Source organism: Cognatishimia maritima (genome assembly GCF_900129685.1).
GTDB lineage: Bacteria > Pseudomonadota > Alphaproteobacteria > Rhodobacterales > Rhodobacteraceae > Cognatishimia > Cognatishimia maritima.
Window position 1 is genome coordinate 88,444 of record NZ_FQWM01000009.1, and the last position, 15,102, is coordinate 103,545.

The following is a 15,102-nucleotide window of genomic DNA, read 5'->3' on the forward strand; positions in this document are numbered from 1 at the left end:
TTGATCGGGGTGTTTTGCTGTGAAAAAATCAGCACGGTTGCGTAAAAACCTATCTTGCGCCCGCCGAAAGCTTGGTCTAAATGACCCCTCAGTGCCCCTATAGCTCAGCTGGTAGAGCAACTGATTTGTAATCAGTAGGTCCGCGGTTCGAGTCCGTGTGGGGGCACCACAAAATCCTAAAATCAAATACTTACGTCGACTTTGGCAATTTGACGTTGTGTAACTCAAAGTTATAGACAACCGTGAGTTCTGCTTGTTACTTTGATGAGCTAATCAGATGTACTTCTGTGCAAAAGTTTGATATATTGATTTATCTAACCTCCTGAAAAAATTAAATATTTTTAATTTTGATACCCGTTTTTGGGGTATTTTTGCATATATAGATTTAGAATTAGGCCAGCAAATCCCAGTCAAATTCTGAGTCTAGAAGGCACATTGATGCAACGAAGAATCCGTTTCTAGATTCCCAGCCAGCAAAGGCATTTGAGGTAACTCTGAGTGATCCAGAGATGCCATTAATTTTTACTACCTAATGAAACCCAAAATATGAAAACTAAGAGAGCTACAGCACCAAGAGAAACAATAAACAAAGGTCTCAAGGATACCTTCGAACTTAAGCAAAAGAGATCAAACCAAACTTCCAAAACAAGTATCCAAAGACAAAGGTTCTACTACGTTAATTGCCACCACAAGCCACCAATTAATGGATACATAATCTCCATAGAGAAAATCCTAGAATACGTATCAGCTTCTATTCCTAGGGTTTACAATCATATTCTCAACAAAACGGTATCGAGGCATAAGTTCAAAAGCCGAAGAAAGCTCCATCCATTTATGATGTCTTTTGTCGGCTTCTCAGGAACTAGAGAGTACGCTTCAAGCTTTGTTCAGCTACCTCATTCTCATACAATTCTGGCACTGCATTCTGATACCGAAGCTCGATTTCTAGACCTTGTTGATCCTCCAATTTGCGGGACAAATTTATCCCAGTTGGTGGACCCCTTTCAGGGGGCTACTCCAAAGCCGTAAGACTGGCAACCTTCGTGCTGTTCAACTTTTGCCTGGCCATACGAAGGTTGATAGCACAATGCGCTACCTTGGCGTCGAATTGGAAGATGCTCTGAGTATTGCAGAGCGCATCGACATTTAAACAATGTTGGCCAAGGGTGCTAGCCGTTCGCCAACTCAGAAAAGACCTAAAATAACGCAGTGCGAAAACGAATTGCGAGCCAAATAGCCGATGCTGCAAGATCAACTAATGTCCGGAAGCGGGAAATCGCAAGGCGCTCGAAAGACCTTAGTTTTGGATCAGCGCGTTTTCCCATTCTGTAAGAAACTTATCTCGCTTCAGAGCATCAAGAAATGTCATCAAAGTGGGTTCCAGCGCAATGGTTGCGCGTTCGGTGCCATTCTCTCTATCGTGAAGCGGTGGCAGCGTGCGAGTTACGTCCGTTGGCTCGAATTGATATGTGACAAGAAACTGAATGAACCGCTGGGCTGCCTCCGGTTCACCGGTTTCCTTGGAGACCAAGGCTGTCCGCATCATTGTAGTTGGAAAGTCAGAGGGCAGTATGATTTCGAAAACATCCTGGCTTTCTGCGCGCGCTTCGGCGTAGCTTCCCAGCACGTTATAGGCGACAGCGATCGTCCCATTGGTGAGATCATCAATCATATCGCCCGAACAACAGTAAAGTCGGGCATCAAGCCCGCCCATCACTTCCATTAGCCGCCAAAATGTCTCAGACGCCCGCGCGTCCTGTGTTGCGAAAAGATAGCCTAGCCCGGACTGGCGGACGTCATAGGTTCCGACGCGGCCACGAAACACCTCCGGTCGCGCGCGCAAGGCTTCGATCAACTCTTGCCGGGTTTGTGGGATTGGCTGCCCGTCGAAAGCTGCTCGATTGATGACTATCGCGGCTGGTTCTGAGGTAAATGCAAACAAGCTTCGCCGCCATTGCGCCCAAGCTGGGTGCGAAACGCCATCCAGCTCTAGGGCGTATCCGTCATTCGTAAGTCTAAACTGCAAGTCCATGGCGCTGGAGATAGCAATGTCGAAAGCGTCGGGTGTTCTCCGAAACCGTCGGTCGAGATCCGCCGTGCCGGTAACTAGATACTCGATGGCGATATCTGGGTTTCGCGAGACGAAAGCCTCGATCAGTGGAGCAAACAAATCCGTGTCCGTACTTGAGATGATACGCAGGGTCGCTGTCGCTTGTGCCTCTTTGAAGATTTGCTGATCTTCCCAATCCTGTGCCCATCCGGCATGACAGAGAAAGACCAGAGCTAAAACGATAAGGTTACGCACGCGCCGCCCTCCGGCTGGTTTTCTAGTTCGATCCCGCCGCCATGGGCCATTGCAACGTCCTGTGCGATGGTCAGCCCGAGGCCCGAGCCAATTGTGTCTTTCGCATTTGCCCCGCGCTGAAAACGGGTGGTCAAAGTTCCGATCTCGCTCGATGGGAACCCGGAGCCGTGATCGCAAACCGTAATCCGTGGCCTTGGGTTTGCGGAAACGGTGATCTCGATGGAGCTCTCTGCTGGCCCATACTTCATCGCATTATCGATAAGGTTGCGCACGGCGTTCTGGATCAGGACTGGATCGCCTGAATAGGGAGCGCGCGGAACCCCCAGCACCTTAAGTGAAAGGTCTTTCATTTCCGCAATCGGCGTCATTCGCTGAACCAGGTCTGTCACCAGATCGACGAGGTCGATCTCGTCCCGTTCAAGATGGTCTGCCCGGAAAGTGATCATCGCATGATCCAGCAATTGGCCCGCAGCGCGCGAGCTTTCGTCGATGGCTTTCACCATCGAGCGCATTGCCTCGCGGTTCTCTTCTTTGTCGACGCGCTGCAACGTCGCTTCTGCATACGACCGAACCGTCGCCAGCGGCGTTCGAACCCGATGGGCGGCTTCCGCAATGAAGTCTTCCGACTGGCTTAACGATTGATCGAGCCGCCCCATCAGCGAGTTCAGCGAGCTTACCAAGGGTACCATTTCCCTAGGCACGGGTTTTGCAAATGGGCTCAGGTCCTGCGGTCCCCTTCGCGTGACGGAGGTTGTCAGCTTGCCAAGTTGGCCAATGGTGGTTGACGTGGCCCAAAAGGACAGAGCCACCGCCAGTACAAAAAAGCCGATGCCCAAGAGCGCTGTATTGCGTGAAATTCGGTCAAGGGTTTCGGAAAGCGCATCTTTTGTCTGGGCAACAACGATTTGGAGTTCCGTTCTGCGATTGGCGCCGATCAAGGTGCGGCTTGCGCTGATTTTTCGAACACCCGAGCCGCGAATGTAGTCGCTCTGGAAGGTTTGACTGTCAGAGAATGTCAGGTCCTCATAGCCAGACAGGAAATTCCCGTCCTGTAAGATGGCATAAAATACGCGATCGTCAGCAGCGGTGCTGAGGATCGAAAAGGCTGAGTAGGGCAAGTCAAGCTCTACCACACCATCCCGGATCGTGGCAGCGTCGAGCATGGATTTAGCCGAAGCTTCAAGGATGCTGTCTTGACCTTGTTGCGCCACCTGTACGGCATAGTTGCGAACAGTAAAGAACAACAGCAAAGCGAGCACTGCAGCGCCGCCGATCAATGTTAGCATCAGCCGGTTCCTGAGCGATCCCGATGTTGCAACGCTATTCATCACGGTCCAACCGGTAGCCAAGGCCGCGCAAGGTGATGATCCTGAGGTTCGAGGCCGATAAGTGTTTGCGCAGGCGTGCAATGTACACTTCAATCGCGTTTTCCGAGACATCTTCATCGTAGGAAAATAATCGATCAGCTAACTTGGTCTTGGGAAAAATTTGACCGGGCGCGTTGAGGAACAGTTCAAGCAGACGCAACTCGCGATTGCGCATCGTAACGGCTTCGCCCCCAACGGTCAGGTGGCCTGCCACGGGGTCGAACACGACGCCACCAATCTCGACCGTCGTTTTGGAATTGCCTGATTTGCGACGTAGGACGGCGCGGCAACGGGCCTCCAATTCGGCATGATCGAAGGGTTTGGTGACATAGTCGTCGGCCCCCAGATCAAGTGATCCGATTCGATCTGACACCTGGCTTCGCGCCGTGAGCACGATCACTGGGGTGTCCAAGTCGCTGGCGCGATGCTGTTGCAGGAAGTCGCGCCCGTCGCCATCAGGCAGCATAATATCCAACAGGATCAGATCATACTCCCCGGTCTCAACGAAGGCTGCTGCATCCGATAATTTCTCTGCATGATCAATAACATGTCCGTCCAACCGCATCCGCGATATTATCGCGCTGGCAAGGTCTCGGTTGTCTTCGATTAGAAGGAATTTCATTCTACCCAGAAACGTTTTTGTCTTGGTGACAGGTTAGTGTCAGGTTGATGTGCATTATGCCTCCTTAACTGAGCCGCCTTGCGGACAGTTGTCAAATGGGAGGACAATATGACGAATTTCAAAATGGGCCGTCGCGCTCTGATCGCGGCTGTAGCCGCTTTTGGTTTTGCTGGACCGGTTGCCGCTGGTGGCCATCAGGTTGTTGACAGCATTCACTTTCTGATCCCCGGTGGTGCAGGTGGCGGTTGGGACGGAACCGCACGTGGTACAGGGGAAGCCCTGACAAAATCCGGTCTTGTTGGGTCCGCGTCCTACGAAAACATGTCTGGCGGCGGCGGCGGCAAAGCCATTGGTTACCTGATCGAAAACGCCGACAGCAATGAAGGCACGTTGATGGTCAATTCGACCCCAATCGTGATCCGCTCGCTGACCGGTGTATTCCCACAGAGCTTCCGTGATCTGACCTTGGTTGCAGGCACCATTGGTGACTATGCAGCAATGGTTGTTGGCAAAGACAGCCCGATTAACAACATGAGCGACCTGATTGCGGCCTATGACGCCGACCCTTCGGCGACCGCGATTGGCGGTGGCTCGGTTCCGGGCGGCATGGACCACTTGGTTGCTGCAATGGCGATGGAAGCGGCAGGCAAAGATGCGCTTGACGTGAAATACATCCCATACGACGCAGGCGGCAAAGCCATGGCAGCCCTGCTTTCGGGTGAAATCGCAGCGCTTTCCACCGGTCTGTCCGAAGCGATTGATCTGGCCAATGCAGGCGAAGTCAAAATCATTGGCATAACCGCAGACGCGCGTGTTCCAGCGGCAGCGGACGCAATGACTATGAAAGAGCAAGGCATCGACATGACCTTTGTAAACTGGCGTGGGTTCTTTGGCGCACCGGGTCTGTCGGCTGAGAAAACAGCAGCCTATCAGGAAGCAATTGCCAAGATGTACGACACCCCCGAGTGGGAAGAAGTCCGCGCACGCAACGGTTGGGTCAACATCCACAACCCAGGCGACGACTTCAAAGCCTTCCTGGAAGATCAGGAAAAAGTCATCGGCGATCTGATGAAGAAACTGGGCTTCCTTTAAGGAAATCCATTCTGGCAGAGCGTTTCACCGCTCTGCCATTTTTGACTAGGGGGGTAGGACATGGCGCTTGATCGCTGGATAGCATTGATATTGCTCGGAATCTGTCTTGTTTACGGGTACACCGCATGGTTCACGATGGACGCAAGCCTTGCGCCATTCATGAAGCGCAACCCGATCTGGCCAAGCACATTCCCCAAAGTTCTGTCGGTTCTCGCGATTGGCGCGTGTCTGGTGATACTGTCCGGCATTGAAAAATCCGAACCCAAAGAAGCCGAAATCGATTACCGCCGCTTGCACGAATACAAGTTGGGTCAGGCGATTGTGCTTCTGGCGCTGATGGTCGCTTACGCGCTCTGTCTGCGCCCGGTGGGTTTCATCATCTCGACCACCGCGTTTTTGTTTTTTGGCTCATTCGTTTTGGGTGAACGCAAATGGATCCTGATGATCTCGGTTGCTGTCATCGCGACGATGATTGTCTGGTATTTGGTGCAAGAGGTACTGGGCATCTACATGCGCCCGCTGCCCGGCATTTTCGGAGGTTGATATGTTAGAAGGACTTCTGATCGGTCTTCAGACCGCAATGTCGTTGCAAAACCTGCTGATGGTCATCGCAGGTTGCCTAATTGGAACATTCATCGGAATGCTGCCCGGACTGGGTCCGATGTCAATCATCGCCATTATGATCCCTATCGCCATATCCATGGGCGACCCATCCGCCGCTTTGATCTTACTCGCCGGTGTTTACTACGGTGCAATCTTCGGCGGCTCTACCTCGTCCATTCTGCTGAATGCGCCCGGCGTTGCCGGTACTGTCGCGTCAAGTTTTGATGGCTATCCGATGGCCAGACAAGGCAAGGCAGGCAAGGCGCTGACCATCGCCGCCGTCGCGAGCTTTGCCGGTGGCACCATCGGTGCTCTGTTGTTGATGATTTTCGCGCCGATGCTGTCGTCTGTGGCGCTGCTCTTTCATTCCGCTGAGTACTTTGCCCTAATGGTTGTTGGCCTGTCTGCCATTGCTGCCTTTGCAGGCACAGGTCAGGTTGCCAAAGCCATAGTGATGACCGTTCTTGGACTGATCATGGCCACCGTTGGCGAAGGTGCATTGTTCAACCTGCCACGCTTTACGGCTGGCATCATGGACCTGCAATCCGGCTTTGGTTTCATCACGCTGGCCATGGCAATGTTCGCCCTGCCCGAAGCGCTGTTTCTGGTTCTGAAACCCAAAGTGGCAGGAACTGCCGACGGCGAGATCAAGGACCTGCGCATCACGCGTTCCGAGGCGCGTTCCATCGCGCCGGTCATTGGTCGCCAGTCCATACAAGGCTTCTTTATCGGTGTTCTGCCCGGCGCGGGCGCAACCATCGCCAGCTTCTTGGGCTATGCAGTGGAACGCAACATTGCCCCGAAGGCCGAGCAAGAAGAGTTTGGCAAAGGTTCTATCAAGGGGCTCGCTGCCCCAGAAACAGCCAACAACGCTGCCTGCACTGGATCGTTTGTGCCGTTGCTGACACTCGGCATCCCCGGCTCTGGCACCACCGCCATCCTGCTGGGGGCACTGATTGCCCTCAACGTGTCACCCGGCCCACGCCTGATGATCGACGAGCCTCAGATTTTTTGGGCGGTGATCATGTCGATGTTCATTGGCAACCTTGTACTTTTGATCCTGAACTTGCCGCTGATCCCTTATATCGCAAAGGTGCTGTCAATCCCGCGCAACTTCCTGATCCCATTCATTTTGTTCTTTACCTTGATGGGCGCATATATCGGGCAGAATAACGCGACCGAGTTGCTCATTCTTGTTGGATTTGGCGTCTTCGCAACCGCGCTCAAATTCGCCGACTATCCGCTGGCACCGCTGCTGATCGGTTTCATTCTGGGCGGCATGCTGGAAAACAACTTCTCGCGCTCGATGCAGCTTTATGACGGCGTGTCCTTTATCTGGGAACGTCCGATGACGCTGGGATTGCTCGTCATCGCGGCCATCCTGATCCTGCTGCCAAGCTACCGCGCACGCCGCGCAAAAGCCCGAGCACAAGGCGTTGCCGACGGCGACTGAGCATCCTTGATGCGGTCGAGTTTAGAGTTGGAGTGCTACCAACTCATCCGCCGGGAATTCACTATCGGAAGTGAGCTCGTAGACTTCCAATCTCGTTGGTATGAAGTCTGAGTTTGTCTGCGACCCGATTGCTTGATCCTCACGGGGCGAAAGGGAGGTTTGGGAATACTCAAATCTTGCCCTTCTCAGTGGCCGCCTCGGTCAATTCTGCTGCGCTGCACATGCGAGGAAATGCTGCTTAAGCAACAAGTTGTTTTTCAACAGAATCGGCAGAAACCAATCATTCGCTGCGGGTGCAAAAAAGCAGTTGCCAAGTTTTCGGCAGCAGACGTTCGTTGCTATCCCAGCGCCAGAATGCCGAGCATTACCGAGTGGACCAAGCGTGTTTCAAATGATCAAGTGAAATCTGCGGCCGACAAGCGTACTTTGGATCACGATGGCCTTCCGCCAAATGTGGTCCGGCCAAAACCCGGTGGACAGACAGAACTAAGGAACTGTCCTAGGCCTTTATCGCCGGGACTGGGTCCTATCTCTAGTTCTCAAACGTTTTCGCGATTTTTTCCAGGTAATCTTCAATTGTCTTCCCGTGTTCGACATCGAAGTGCTCATTGGTGTCAAAACAACCGCTAATCCGGTCAATCCTGAAAGCACGGAAGGCGTTTCTAAGCTCGCACCATGCGGAACAGGTCCAAACTCGGCCCCAATAGTCCGTCTGGAGGGGACGGATGATCCGCTCAGATTTGTCGCCTGCCAACGAGACGTAGGTGATTCTGAGTTTCAGACGTTCTTGGACCGCTCGCCTAATGAGCGGCATGTGAACAAAGCCTGGTTTCGCTTGTTCGAATGCGTAAACACCGAAGCCCCAAGATTTGGGCGAGCGTCTGCGGATTGATGCATGTCCTTCGACCTTCCCCAAAAGAGTCATTGCGGCTTCTTGCAATTCCGGGTCTGCAGCCTCGCGCACGATGGCCATGCCAAGACTAAGGGCTTCCAACTCGGTCGAAGAAAGAGCCAGGGGAGGTAGAAAAACGGGCTCTCGTAGCAAGTAGCCGACGCCGCGCTCCCCCTCTATAGGAACCCCAGAGGCGGCGAGCGTGTCCATATCCCTGTAGATTGTTCGATCAGAGACTTCGAGAGATTCCGCAAGGTCGCGCGCAGTGTGGAGCCGTCCATCACGAACGATCTCCACGATTTCTGCAAGTCTTTCAGCGCGTCGCAACGCGTTCTAGCCTAGACTAACTTCAAGCCGGGAATGGCTCATCGCCACACTCGATCCATCAATCGCCTTGAGAAATTCCGCATTGCCGGACTCTGTCCCAATCCCCTTAGCGGCACCGAGAGCGGCTTCCATATCGGCCCATTCGATATGTTCTATCCAAGTCCCATCCTCCGTGCAGGACAGGCGGCGTCGAATGAAGCCGGGCTGTGTTTCGATCCAATTCGTCATCGCATTGGCGGCGATGACGAAGGCATCTGAATCTGCGCCCTCGACGAGTTTGAAGGTCACAGTTTCTACAATATGGTTTGCCATTTTTTGGTTTCCTAAACGGTGTCTCAGAGGGTTTTTTATAGGCACCCCAAACTGACAGGTTATGTCAGTTGTGTTGCGTCACACAGGCAATCAGTAAGAATTGTCGAGGAAAAAAATGAAACTCCTACACGTTGATGCCTCTGCGCGCGAAGATGGCTCCCACTCTCGCGCTTTGTCTGCCTTTTTTGTTTCTGAGCTAAGCCAGCGATGCTCCGAATTGTCTGTAGATCGGCTCGATCTCGTAAAACAGACGCCCCGCCACTTTGGCGCAATGGAGGCTGCTGCAGTTTCAATATCTGCGACCGAACACACGCCGGAGATGAGAGAAGCCATTGCCGATTCAGACGCTTTGGCTGAACGGGTATTGCGTTCTGATGTTATCGTCATTGGAACGCCAATCTATAATTTCGGCATGCCTTCAACGCTAAAGGCATTCTTCGACCACATCTCGCGGAACGGGCTGACCTTTGTTGCGGATGCCAATGGGATGAAGGGCCTGCTTGGCGACAAAAAGGTTGCGGTTCTTAGCGCCGCGGGAGGGGGGTATGGTGTCGGTGAACCGTTTTTTGGTTTGGACTCATTGACACCACATACTGCTGCAATCCTAGGGTTTCTGGGTGTGACGGAGATTGATTTTATCTCGGCCCGCCCGATGATGTTTGCGTCTGTTGAAGCCGCCGACGCGGCAATGAAGGCGGCAAAACTTGAGGCAGAGGCGCTCGCACGAAAGTGGACTTAGCTTTGTTATCGTCTGGCGGGTAAGGAACTCCTCGGAAATGGCGGATCCTTAGCGCTCATTGCTGGACATGCCATTCCCGAAACCATCAAGAGTCGCCGTTCGATGCGGGCGCAGTTGGCAGATATCGTCGGCGATGAAACGCTGTCCACAATCTTGTGGACCAGCGCGCGCGTCAATTGGCTCCAATAGGCAACTGCGGCGCAGGGCAATCGGTTGACGATTCCGGCCTGGGCGAAGCGACGGCACGGATTTTGGCCAATAAGGGCACGCGTGTATCCATTTGTGCCAGCATAGGATCAACTGCCGAGCGCCACGTTGAGGGGAACGTTGCAATGGGATGGAATGCGTCTGGCCTTCAGCGATCGTTTGCGAAGATCGCGAAAAAGAACCGACCGGTGAGCAGAAAAATGACCCATAATGATACGCAGCCCAAGACCAAACCATTGGAGACAACGGCACTAGGGTCTTGGCGAACAAATAGTATTGCGAGCCCGGCGACCATACACCCGATCGAATAGGCGATGTTCGCCGTAGCAGAGTATCCGAAGAGGGACAGGAAGCGCGCGCCAGTCAAGCCAATGATGAGATGCGCCATCGAGTTCATGATCAAGAATCCGGATACGAATTCCAAGAGGGAAGCCATGTCGAACTCACTTTCTTTTCTTGAGAATAATGTCTGTTGTCATTTGAACGTACCGGCAGCCCCAAGAATGGACTGCCGGCGCTTTTGGGGCACGCTACAGAGGCGCGTAGTCGGTGTAGCCTTCTGGTCCCGGAGTGTAGAAAGTATCCGGATTAGGAGCGGCGAGCTCTGCGCCGCTCTGATATCTGGAAACGAGGTCCGGATTGGCAATGAAGGGAACACCAAAGGCGACGGCCTCCGCTTGCCCGCTTTCGATAAGGGCAGATGCTGACTCCGGCGTTTGACCGCCGTTTTGGATCAGGACGCCTTTATAAGCTTCCCGGATCAGATGGCTAACGCTTGGGACGTCAGTCTTCATCGGGTGCTCTCCCTCACCCAGCGGTTCCAGCAGATGGAGGTACGCTAGGTTGCGGGAAGACAATTGGCTTGCGGCGTAGCTGAAAAGCGCGCCGGGGTTGCTATCTGCGATCCCAAAGACGCCATTTGTCGGCGAGAAACGGACGCCGACCCGGTCGCTTCCAATTTTCTCCGCAACGGCGTCGACAACCTCAAGCAGGAACCGTGTCCGATTTTCGATTGAGCCTCCATACGCGTCCGTCCGCTTGTTAGTCCCGTCGCGAAGAAATGCGTCGATAAGAAAGTTGTTGGCAGCGTGGATTTCGACGCCGTCAATGCCTGCGTCGACAGCCCGCTGTGCAGCATCGACGAAGTCAGATACGGTTTGCGAGATCTCTTCGGACGTCATTTCCTTTGGAACATCGAAGTCGGTCGGCACACCTTGGCTGTTGGGGATCTGTCCCTCTGCCGCCACGGCAGACGGTGCAAGCGGCGCCATTCCATCAATGTTCTCGCTCAGAACGCTCCGGCCCATGTGCCAAATCTGCATAAAAATGCGGCCGTTGTTCTTGTGAACGGCGTCGGCAACCAGCGACCATCCCGCTTGTTGTTTGTCGTTGTAGATTCCCGGTGCGCCGGGCCAGCCGTCACCGCGCGCGTTGATCGCTGTTGCTTCTGTGATGATCAAACCGGCGCTTGCGCGTTGCCCGTAGTATTCCGCGACCGTCGCTGTAGGGACACCGTCTGCACCACTGCGACCACGTGTCATTGGCGCCATGATGACCCGGTTCGGAAGTGTCATCTTGCCAACTTTAATTGGCTGAAAAAGATTCGAAGTCATTCTGAAAGCTCTCCTATCGTTGCTTCCAGCTTGATCTAGACATCTCAGTTTAATGTTATAATTATCGATATTGTAAAATTATCTTTGCAGGATGGTAATAATGAAAGCCGAAGGCTTAAAAGAGTTTTTGTCGGTCGCGCGGACAGGGGGGTTCTCCCGAGCTGCACGGTCGATAGGAGTATCGGTCGCGCATGTCAGCCGACAGGTTGCGCGTCTTGAAGGCGAATTGGGTGTCCGGTTGCTGGAGCGCAGCACGAGGACAGTGCATCTTACACAATCAGGTGAGATGCTGCGTGACAGGGTCGAGCCACTGCATCAGGAAATCGAAGAGGCCTTGGCGGAAGCAGCACATGGCACAAAGGCAATGTCTGGCAGGTTGCGCGTCGCGGCACTGGCTGGGTCGTTTGCCGACGCAGTCATAACGCCGACGATTCTCGATATTTCAAAAGAGTTTCCGGATCTTGAAATTCAGGTCGACTATGAAGCGCGCCAAGTGGACCTTGTGAGGGAAGGGTATGACGTCGCTCTCAGGAGCGGTCCTTTACGAGACAGTTCGCTTGTCGCGTTGCCGCTGGCGCGACGCCAGTTCGTAGCTGGTGCATCGCCGGAATATCTTGACCGACATGGTATCCCTCAGCACCCGTTAGAATTGACAAGTCACAGATGCATCGGTGTTCGCGGTAATGGCTGGACTTTTGAGGAAGGCGAAACGCCACTAAATGTTGTGATTTCTCCAAGTCTGCGGCTCAATGCTGGGCCCGCGATTGCCGAGGCATGTCGTCGCGGAATGGGAATTGCATATATGGCGAACAAAGGGTTCGGTGATCTGTTGTCGACAGGTGAGATTATTCCCATCCTAGCGCCTTTCTGGCGGCGTGAGATGTCGGTGTATGCTGTGCGCGCCAACCGCGACTTTGTTCCTAACCGTGTTCGCCTATTGCTCGACCGTCTATCGGTCGCAGCAGCCAACTTTGAAGAAGAGGAGAAGCTTTTTGTGGCCACTCTTAAAGCCAAGACATAAAAACTGACCCGGGTTTATCCTACAGGTCAGTGACCCATGAGCGATACGTCTCAGCGGTTTCGCCTCTTAGTAGGCCTGACATCGCGGTCACGGCCTGCGCAAGATGTTCACTTAGTGCGCGGACCCGCGCGTTGTTGCGAGTGTCCGCATGTCGCAACAGCCAAAGATCTTGGCGCGGAACGAACTCGGGATCGGTGATGCGGAGCAAGCCCGGGTCCGGGTCGCACAACACGCAAGGCAGTAAGGCCAGTCCTGTCCCGGCGCGGCATGCGACTTGTTGCGTTCGCATGTCGCTTGATCTCAAGTTGGTTTTGAGTTTTGCGAATGGGGTGCTTTTCTTCCAACTTTCCCGCGATCCAGCGGGGCTAAAGCTGATCCAGCCGGCGTGTTGACCATTCGGATCGCGCTCGGTGCGCTCAAGATAAGATTTTGAAGCGTAGATTGCCCGGGCGGTTTGGGTAAGTCGTCGACCAACAAGATGTTCATCAGGGCTGTCGCCAAAGCGCAGGGCAAGGTCCGCGTCGCGTCGATCAAGATCTGACAACGATGCGCTGGTGATTAGGCGGAGATCCACCTTAGGGTGAGAAAGTCGGAAGTCCTCTAGGACTTCGAGGAAGGGAGGCACCGATAGAACGTCTCCCGCCGAAAGCGTGACCGTGCCTGCCAAGTCCCGGTTCATTCCAAAAGCGCGCCGATCAAGTGAAATCAACTGCTCTTCAATGGCGACAGCCGTGTCGAACACATCCTGACCCGTCTGTGTCATTTCCACGCGACCGGATATGCGCTTAAAAAGTTGCGTTCCGACACGAACGCCCAATGCATCGAGCCTACGGGCAACCGTCGAGTGGCTGACACCCAGTGAGTCAGCCGCTGCGCGCGTAGAACCACCTCGGATGAATAATAGAAAAAGCCTTAGATCGTCCCAATCGATTTGTCTCACTGGTGCACCACTATGTATCATTTAGGCAAATTGTGTCGCATTGGTGATCCTAATAACTTTCCATTGCTTGCGCAAGAAACCACGCGAACGGCTAGGCTTCGTGCTTAACCGACGGATCGCGAAATGCAGGCAGACCAAGGAACAGAAAATATGGAGCCGAAATCATGACCTTTGTCTTGTTCGACATTCTTCCCATCAAAAGCGGCAAGACCGTGGATGACGCAACCGCCTACTTTGACAAGGTGCGGCCAGCCATGGAGCGGAATGGCCTGCGTCGGGTCGATGTCCCTTTTGAAGTGCAGGGAATTCTCCGCGGAAACCAAGAGGCAAATCTTGTGAACATCTTCGAGACCGAAGATCCCGAGAGTGCGATGAAGAAAATGGGCGCTGACCCAGAATACCAGTCTCACATCGAAGAGAGGGACGCGATCTTCGATCTGGGAAACGCCTCAATCATCCTCACCACCCGCCGTCTCTAAGTGAGCCGGATCGTCGTAGATACTCAGAGTTCTGGACATTCGATATCTGCGGCACAGCCACCAGAAGGAACACCACAACATGAAATTCAAGCAGAATATTCTTTCGCTCGCCGGAGCGGCAGCTCTTGCAGCAACTCCCTTGGTCGTGTTCGGCCAGGATGCGAAGCTACCCTTGCCAAATGTCTCAGAGGAATTGGCGTTGTCGCCGCAGGCTGTCGACGTCCTGGATTCTTCCATGACTTATCTTGAGGCGGGAGACGGCGACCCGGTCCTTTTCATCCATGGAAACCCCACTTCAAGCTATCTGTGGCGCAACATTATCCCGCATGTCTCTGACACGCACCGCGCAATTGCCGTTGACCTAATTGGTATGGGAGGCTCTGGAAAGCCTACGATCACCTATTCGTTTGACGACCACGCAAAATACCTCGAGGCATTCATCGACGAAATGGACCTGAGCGGGATCACGCTGGTTGGACACGACTGGGGGGCTGCGCTTGCCTGGGACTTCGCAATGCGTCACCCCGGCAAAGTCAACCGCCTTGCCTTCATGGAGGGCGTCCTGCCACCGGCTATGCCGCAGCCAAGCTACGAGGCGATGGGCGAAGACATGGGAGGCATGTTCCGTGCACTGAGGGACCAAGAGCAAGGCTACAAAATGGTCATGGAAGACAACTTCTTTGTCGAGGGTATCCTACCCATGATGATTAACCGATCACTCGGCGCAGAGGCGCAAGAAGCTTATGGCGCCCCATACGAAACGGTCGAAAGCCGTTTGCCCACATGGATGTGGCCCCGCGAGGTACCGATCGGCGGAGAGCCTGCTCGAAACGTAGAATTGATGGAGGACATCCAGAAGTTCATGGCCGAGACTGAGATGCCGGTACTCTTGACTTACGCAGAGCCCGGCGTGCTTGTCCCACCGCAGGCGGTCCCGTTCTATAGCAATCTAATCGGCGACTTGGAGGCCGTCTATATCGGCCAGGGGCTTCACTTCATTCAGGAAGATCAGCCAGAAGCAATTGGCCGGGCGATCTCTGATTGGCTTCGCAGAAACTAAACTTCTTGCCGGGCGGGACTACTTCTCGCCCGGCAAAAGTGATTTTGAGAACGTGCATGTGTTTTGGTTC

The 15,102-nt window shown here is 53.8% G+C and carries 15 protein-coding genes, 1 tRNA gene and 1 pseudogene; 9 read left to right on the forward strand and 8 right to left on the reverse strand.

Going from position 1 to position 15,102, the window contains the following annotated elements:
- Positions 1 to 93: 93 nt before the first annotated feature.
- Positions 94 to 169, forward strand: a tRNA-Thr gene (locus BUA39_RS15510).
- A gap of 855 nt (positions 170 to 1,024) precedes the next feature.
- Positions 1,025 to 1,150 (forward strand): annotated as a pseudogene (locus tag BUA39_RS17010) (integrase); the annotation flags it as partial.
- Between the two features lie 147 nt (positions 1,151 to 1,297).
- On the opposite strand, the gene BUA39_RS15520 reads toward BUA39_RS17010, so the two are convergent.
- Genes BUA39_RS15520 through BUA39_RS15530 form a run of 3 tightly spaced genes read right to left on the reverse strand, consistent with a single transcriptional unit; the run spans position 1,298 to position 4,294 of the window.
- Positions 1,298 to 2,305 carry an ABC transporter substrate-binding protein gene (locus tag BUA39_RS15520; protein WP_072794136.1) on the reverse strand — a complete coding sequence of 336 codons (1,008 nt, stop codon included), beginning with the start codon at positions 2,303 to 2,305 and terminating at the stop codon, positions 1,298 to 1,300.
- A complete protein-coding gene (locus BUA39_RS15525) occupies positions 2,284 to 3,591 on the reverse strand; it encodes a sensor histidine kinase (RefSeq protein ID WP_242648616.1) in 1,308 nt (435 codons plus the stop codon). Before BUA39_RS15525 ends, BUA39_RS15520 begins: the two co-directional genes overlap by 22 nt.
- 34 nt (positions 3,592 to 3,625) lie before the next feature.
- On the reverse strand, positions 3,626 to 4,294 hold the full coding sequence (locus BUA39_RS15530) for a response regulator transcription factor (protein ID WP_072794138.1): 669 nt from the start codon (positions 4,292 to 4,294) through the stop codon (positions 3,626 to 3,628).
- 108 nt (positions 4,295 to 4,402) lie between these two features.
- On the opposite strand from BUA39_RS15530, the gene BUA39_RS15535 reads away from it, so the two are divergent.
- The 3 genes from BUA39_RS15535 to BUA39_RS15545 are packed head-to-tail and all read left to right on the forward strand — an operon-like array spanning position 4,403 to position 7,442.
- Positions 4,403 to 5,386 (forward strand): tripartite tricarboxylate transporter substrate binding protein, encoded by a 984-nt coding sequence (locus BUA39_RS15535; protein ID WP_072794139.1) that lies wholly within the window; start codon positions 4,403 to 4,405, stop codon positions 5,384 to 5,386.
- Positions 5,387 to 5,446: 60 nt separating this feature from the next.
- The gene (locus BUA39_RS15540) at positions 5,447 to 5,929 is read left to right on the forward strand and encodes a tripartite tricarboxylate transporter TctB family protein (protein ID WP_072794140.1); all 483 of its coding nucleotides are present in this window, start codon (positions 5,447 to 5,449) and stop codon (positions 5,927 to 5,929) included.
- 1 nt (position 5,930) lies between these two features.
- Positions 5,931 to 7,442, forward strand: coding sequence for a tripartite tricarboxylate transporter permease (locus tag BUA39_RS15545; RefSeq protein ID WP_072794141.1), 1,512 nt, complete (start codon positions 5,931 to 5,933; stop codon positions 7,440 to 7,442).
- Between the two features lie 532 nt (positions 7,443 to 7,974).
- Here the strand turns inward: BUA39_RS15545 and BUA39_RS15550 are convergent.
- Both BUA39_RS15550 and BUA39_RS15555 read right to left on the reverse strand, forming a co-directional pair.
- On the reverse strand, positions 7,975 to 8,661 hold the full coding sequence (locus BUA39_RS15550; RefSeq protein WP_072794142.1) for a helix-turn-helix transcriptional regulator: 687 nt from the start codon (positions 8,659 to 8,661) through the stop codon (positions 7,975 to 7,977).
- Between the two features lie 6 nt (positions 8,662 to 8,667).
- Positions 8,668 to 8,973 carry an antibiotic biosynthesis monooxygenase family protein gene (locus BUA39_RS15555; protein ID WP_072794143.1) on the reverse strand — a complete coding sequence of 102 codons (306 nt, stop codon included), beginning with the start codon at positions 8,971 to 8,973 and terminating at the stop codon, positions 8,668 to 8,670.
- A 115-nt stretch (positions 8,974 to 9,088) separates the two neighbouring features.
- Between BUA39_RS15555 and BUA39_RS15560 the strand changes: the two genes are divergently transcribed.
- Positions 9,089 to 9,712 carry an FMN-dependent NADH-azoreductase gene (locus BUA39_RS15560; RefSeq protein ID WP_072794144.1) on the forward strand — a complete coding sequence of 208 codons (624 nt, stop codon included), beginning with the start codon at positions 9,089 to 9,091 and terminating at the stop codon, positions 9,710 to 9,712.
- A gap of 355 nt (positions 9,713 to 10,067) precedes the next feature.
- Here BUA39_RS15560 and BUA39_RS15565 read toward each other — a convergent pair whose 3' ends face one another.
- Positions 10,068 to 10,355, reverse strand: a complete 288-nt coding sequence (locus BUA39_RS15565) for a hypothetical protein (protein ID WP_072794145.1) — start codon at positions 10,353 to 10,355, stop codon at positions 10,068 to 10,070.
- A gap of 94 nt (positions 10,356 to 10,449) precedes the next feature.
- Positions 10,450 to 11,532 (reverse strand): alkene reductase, encoded by a 1,083-nt coding sequence (locus BUA39_RS15570; RefSeq protein ID WP_072794146.1) that lies wholly within the window; start codon positions 11,530 to 11,532, stop codon positions 10,450 to 10,452.
- Between the two features lie 100 nt (positions 11,533 to 11,632).
- Between BUA39_RS15570 and BUA39_RS15575 the strand changes: the two genes are divergently transcribed.
- The gene (locus tag BUA39_RS15575) at positions 11,633 to 12,553 is read left to right on the forward strand and encodes a LysR family transcriptional regulator (protein ID WP_072794147.1); all 921 of its coding nucleotides are present in this window, start codon (positions 11,633 to 11,635) and stop codon (positions 12,551 to 12,553) included.
- A gap of 19 nt (positions 12,554 to 12,572) precedes the next feature.
- On the opposite strand, the gene BUA39_RS15580 is transcribed toward BUA39_RS15575, so the two are convergent.
- Positions 12,573 to 13,493, reverse strand: coding sequence for a LysR family transcriptional regulator (locus tag BUA39_RS15580; RefSeq protein WP_165610541.1), 921 nt, complete (start codon positions 13,491 to 13,493; stop codon positions 12,573 to 12,575).
- A gap of 164 nt (positions 13,494 to 13,657) precedes the next feature.
- On the opposite strand from BUA39_RS15580, the gene BUA39_RS15585 reads away from it, so the two are divergent.
- The gene (locus BUA39_RS15585) at positions 13,658 to 13,972 is read left to right on the forward strand and encodes a hypothetical protein (RefSeq protein ID WP_072794149.1); all 315 of its coding nucleotides are present in this window, start codon (positions 13,658 to 13,660) and stop codon (positions 13,970 to 13,972) included.
- A 79-nt stretch (positions 13,973 to 14,051) separates the two neighbouring features.
- Positions 14,052 to 15,032 carry a haloalkane dehalogenase gene (locus BUA39_RS15590; protein WP_084605039.1) on the forward strand — a complete coding sequence of 327 codons (981 nt, stop codon included), beginning with the start codon at positions 14,052 to 14,054 and terminating at the stop codon, positions 15,030 to 15,032.
- Positions 15,033 to 15,102: the final 70 nt, after the last annotated feature.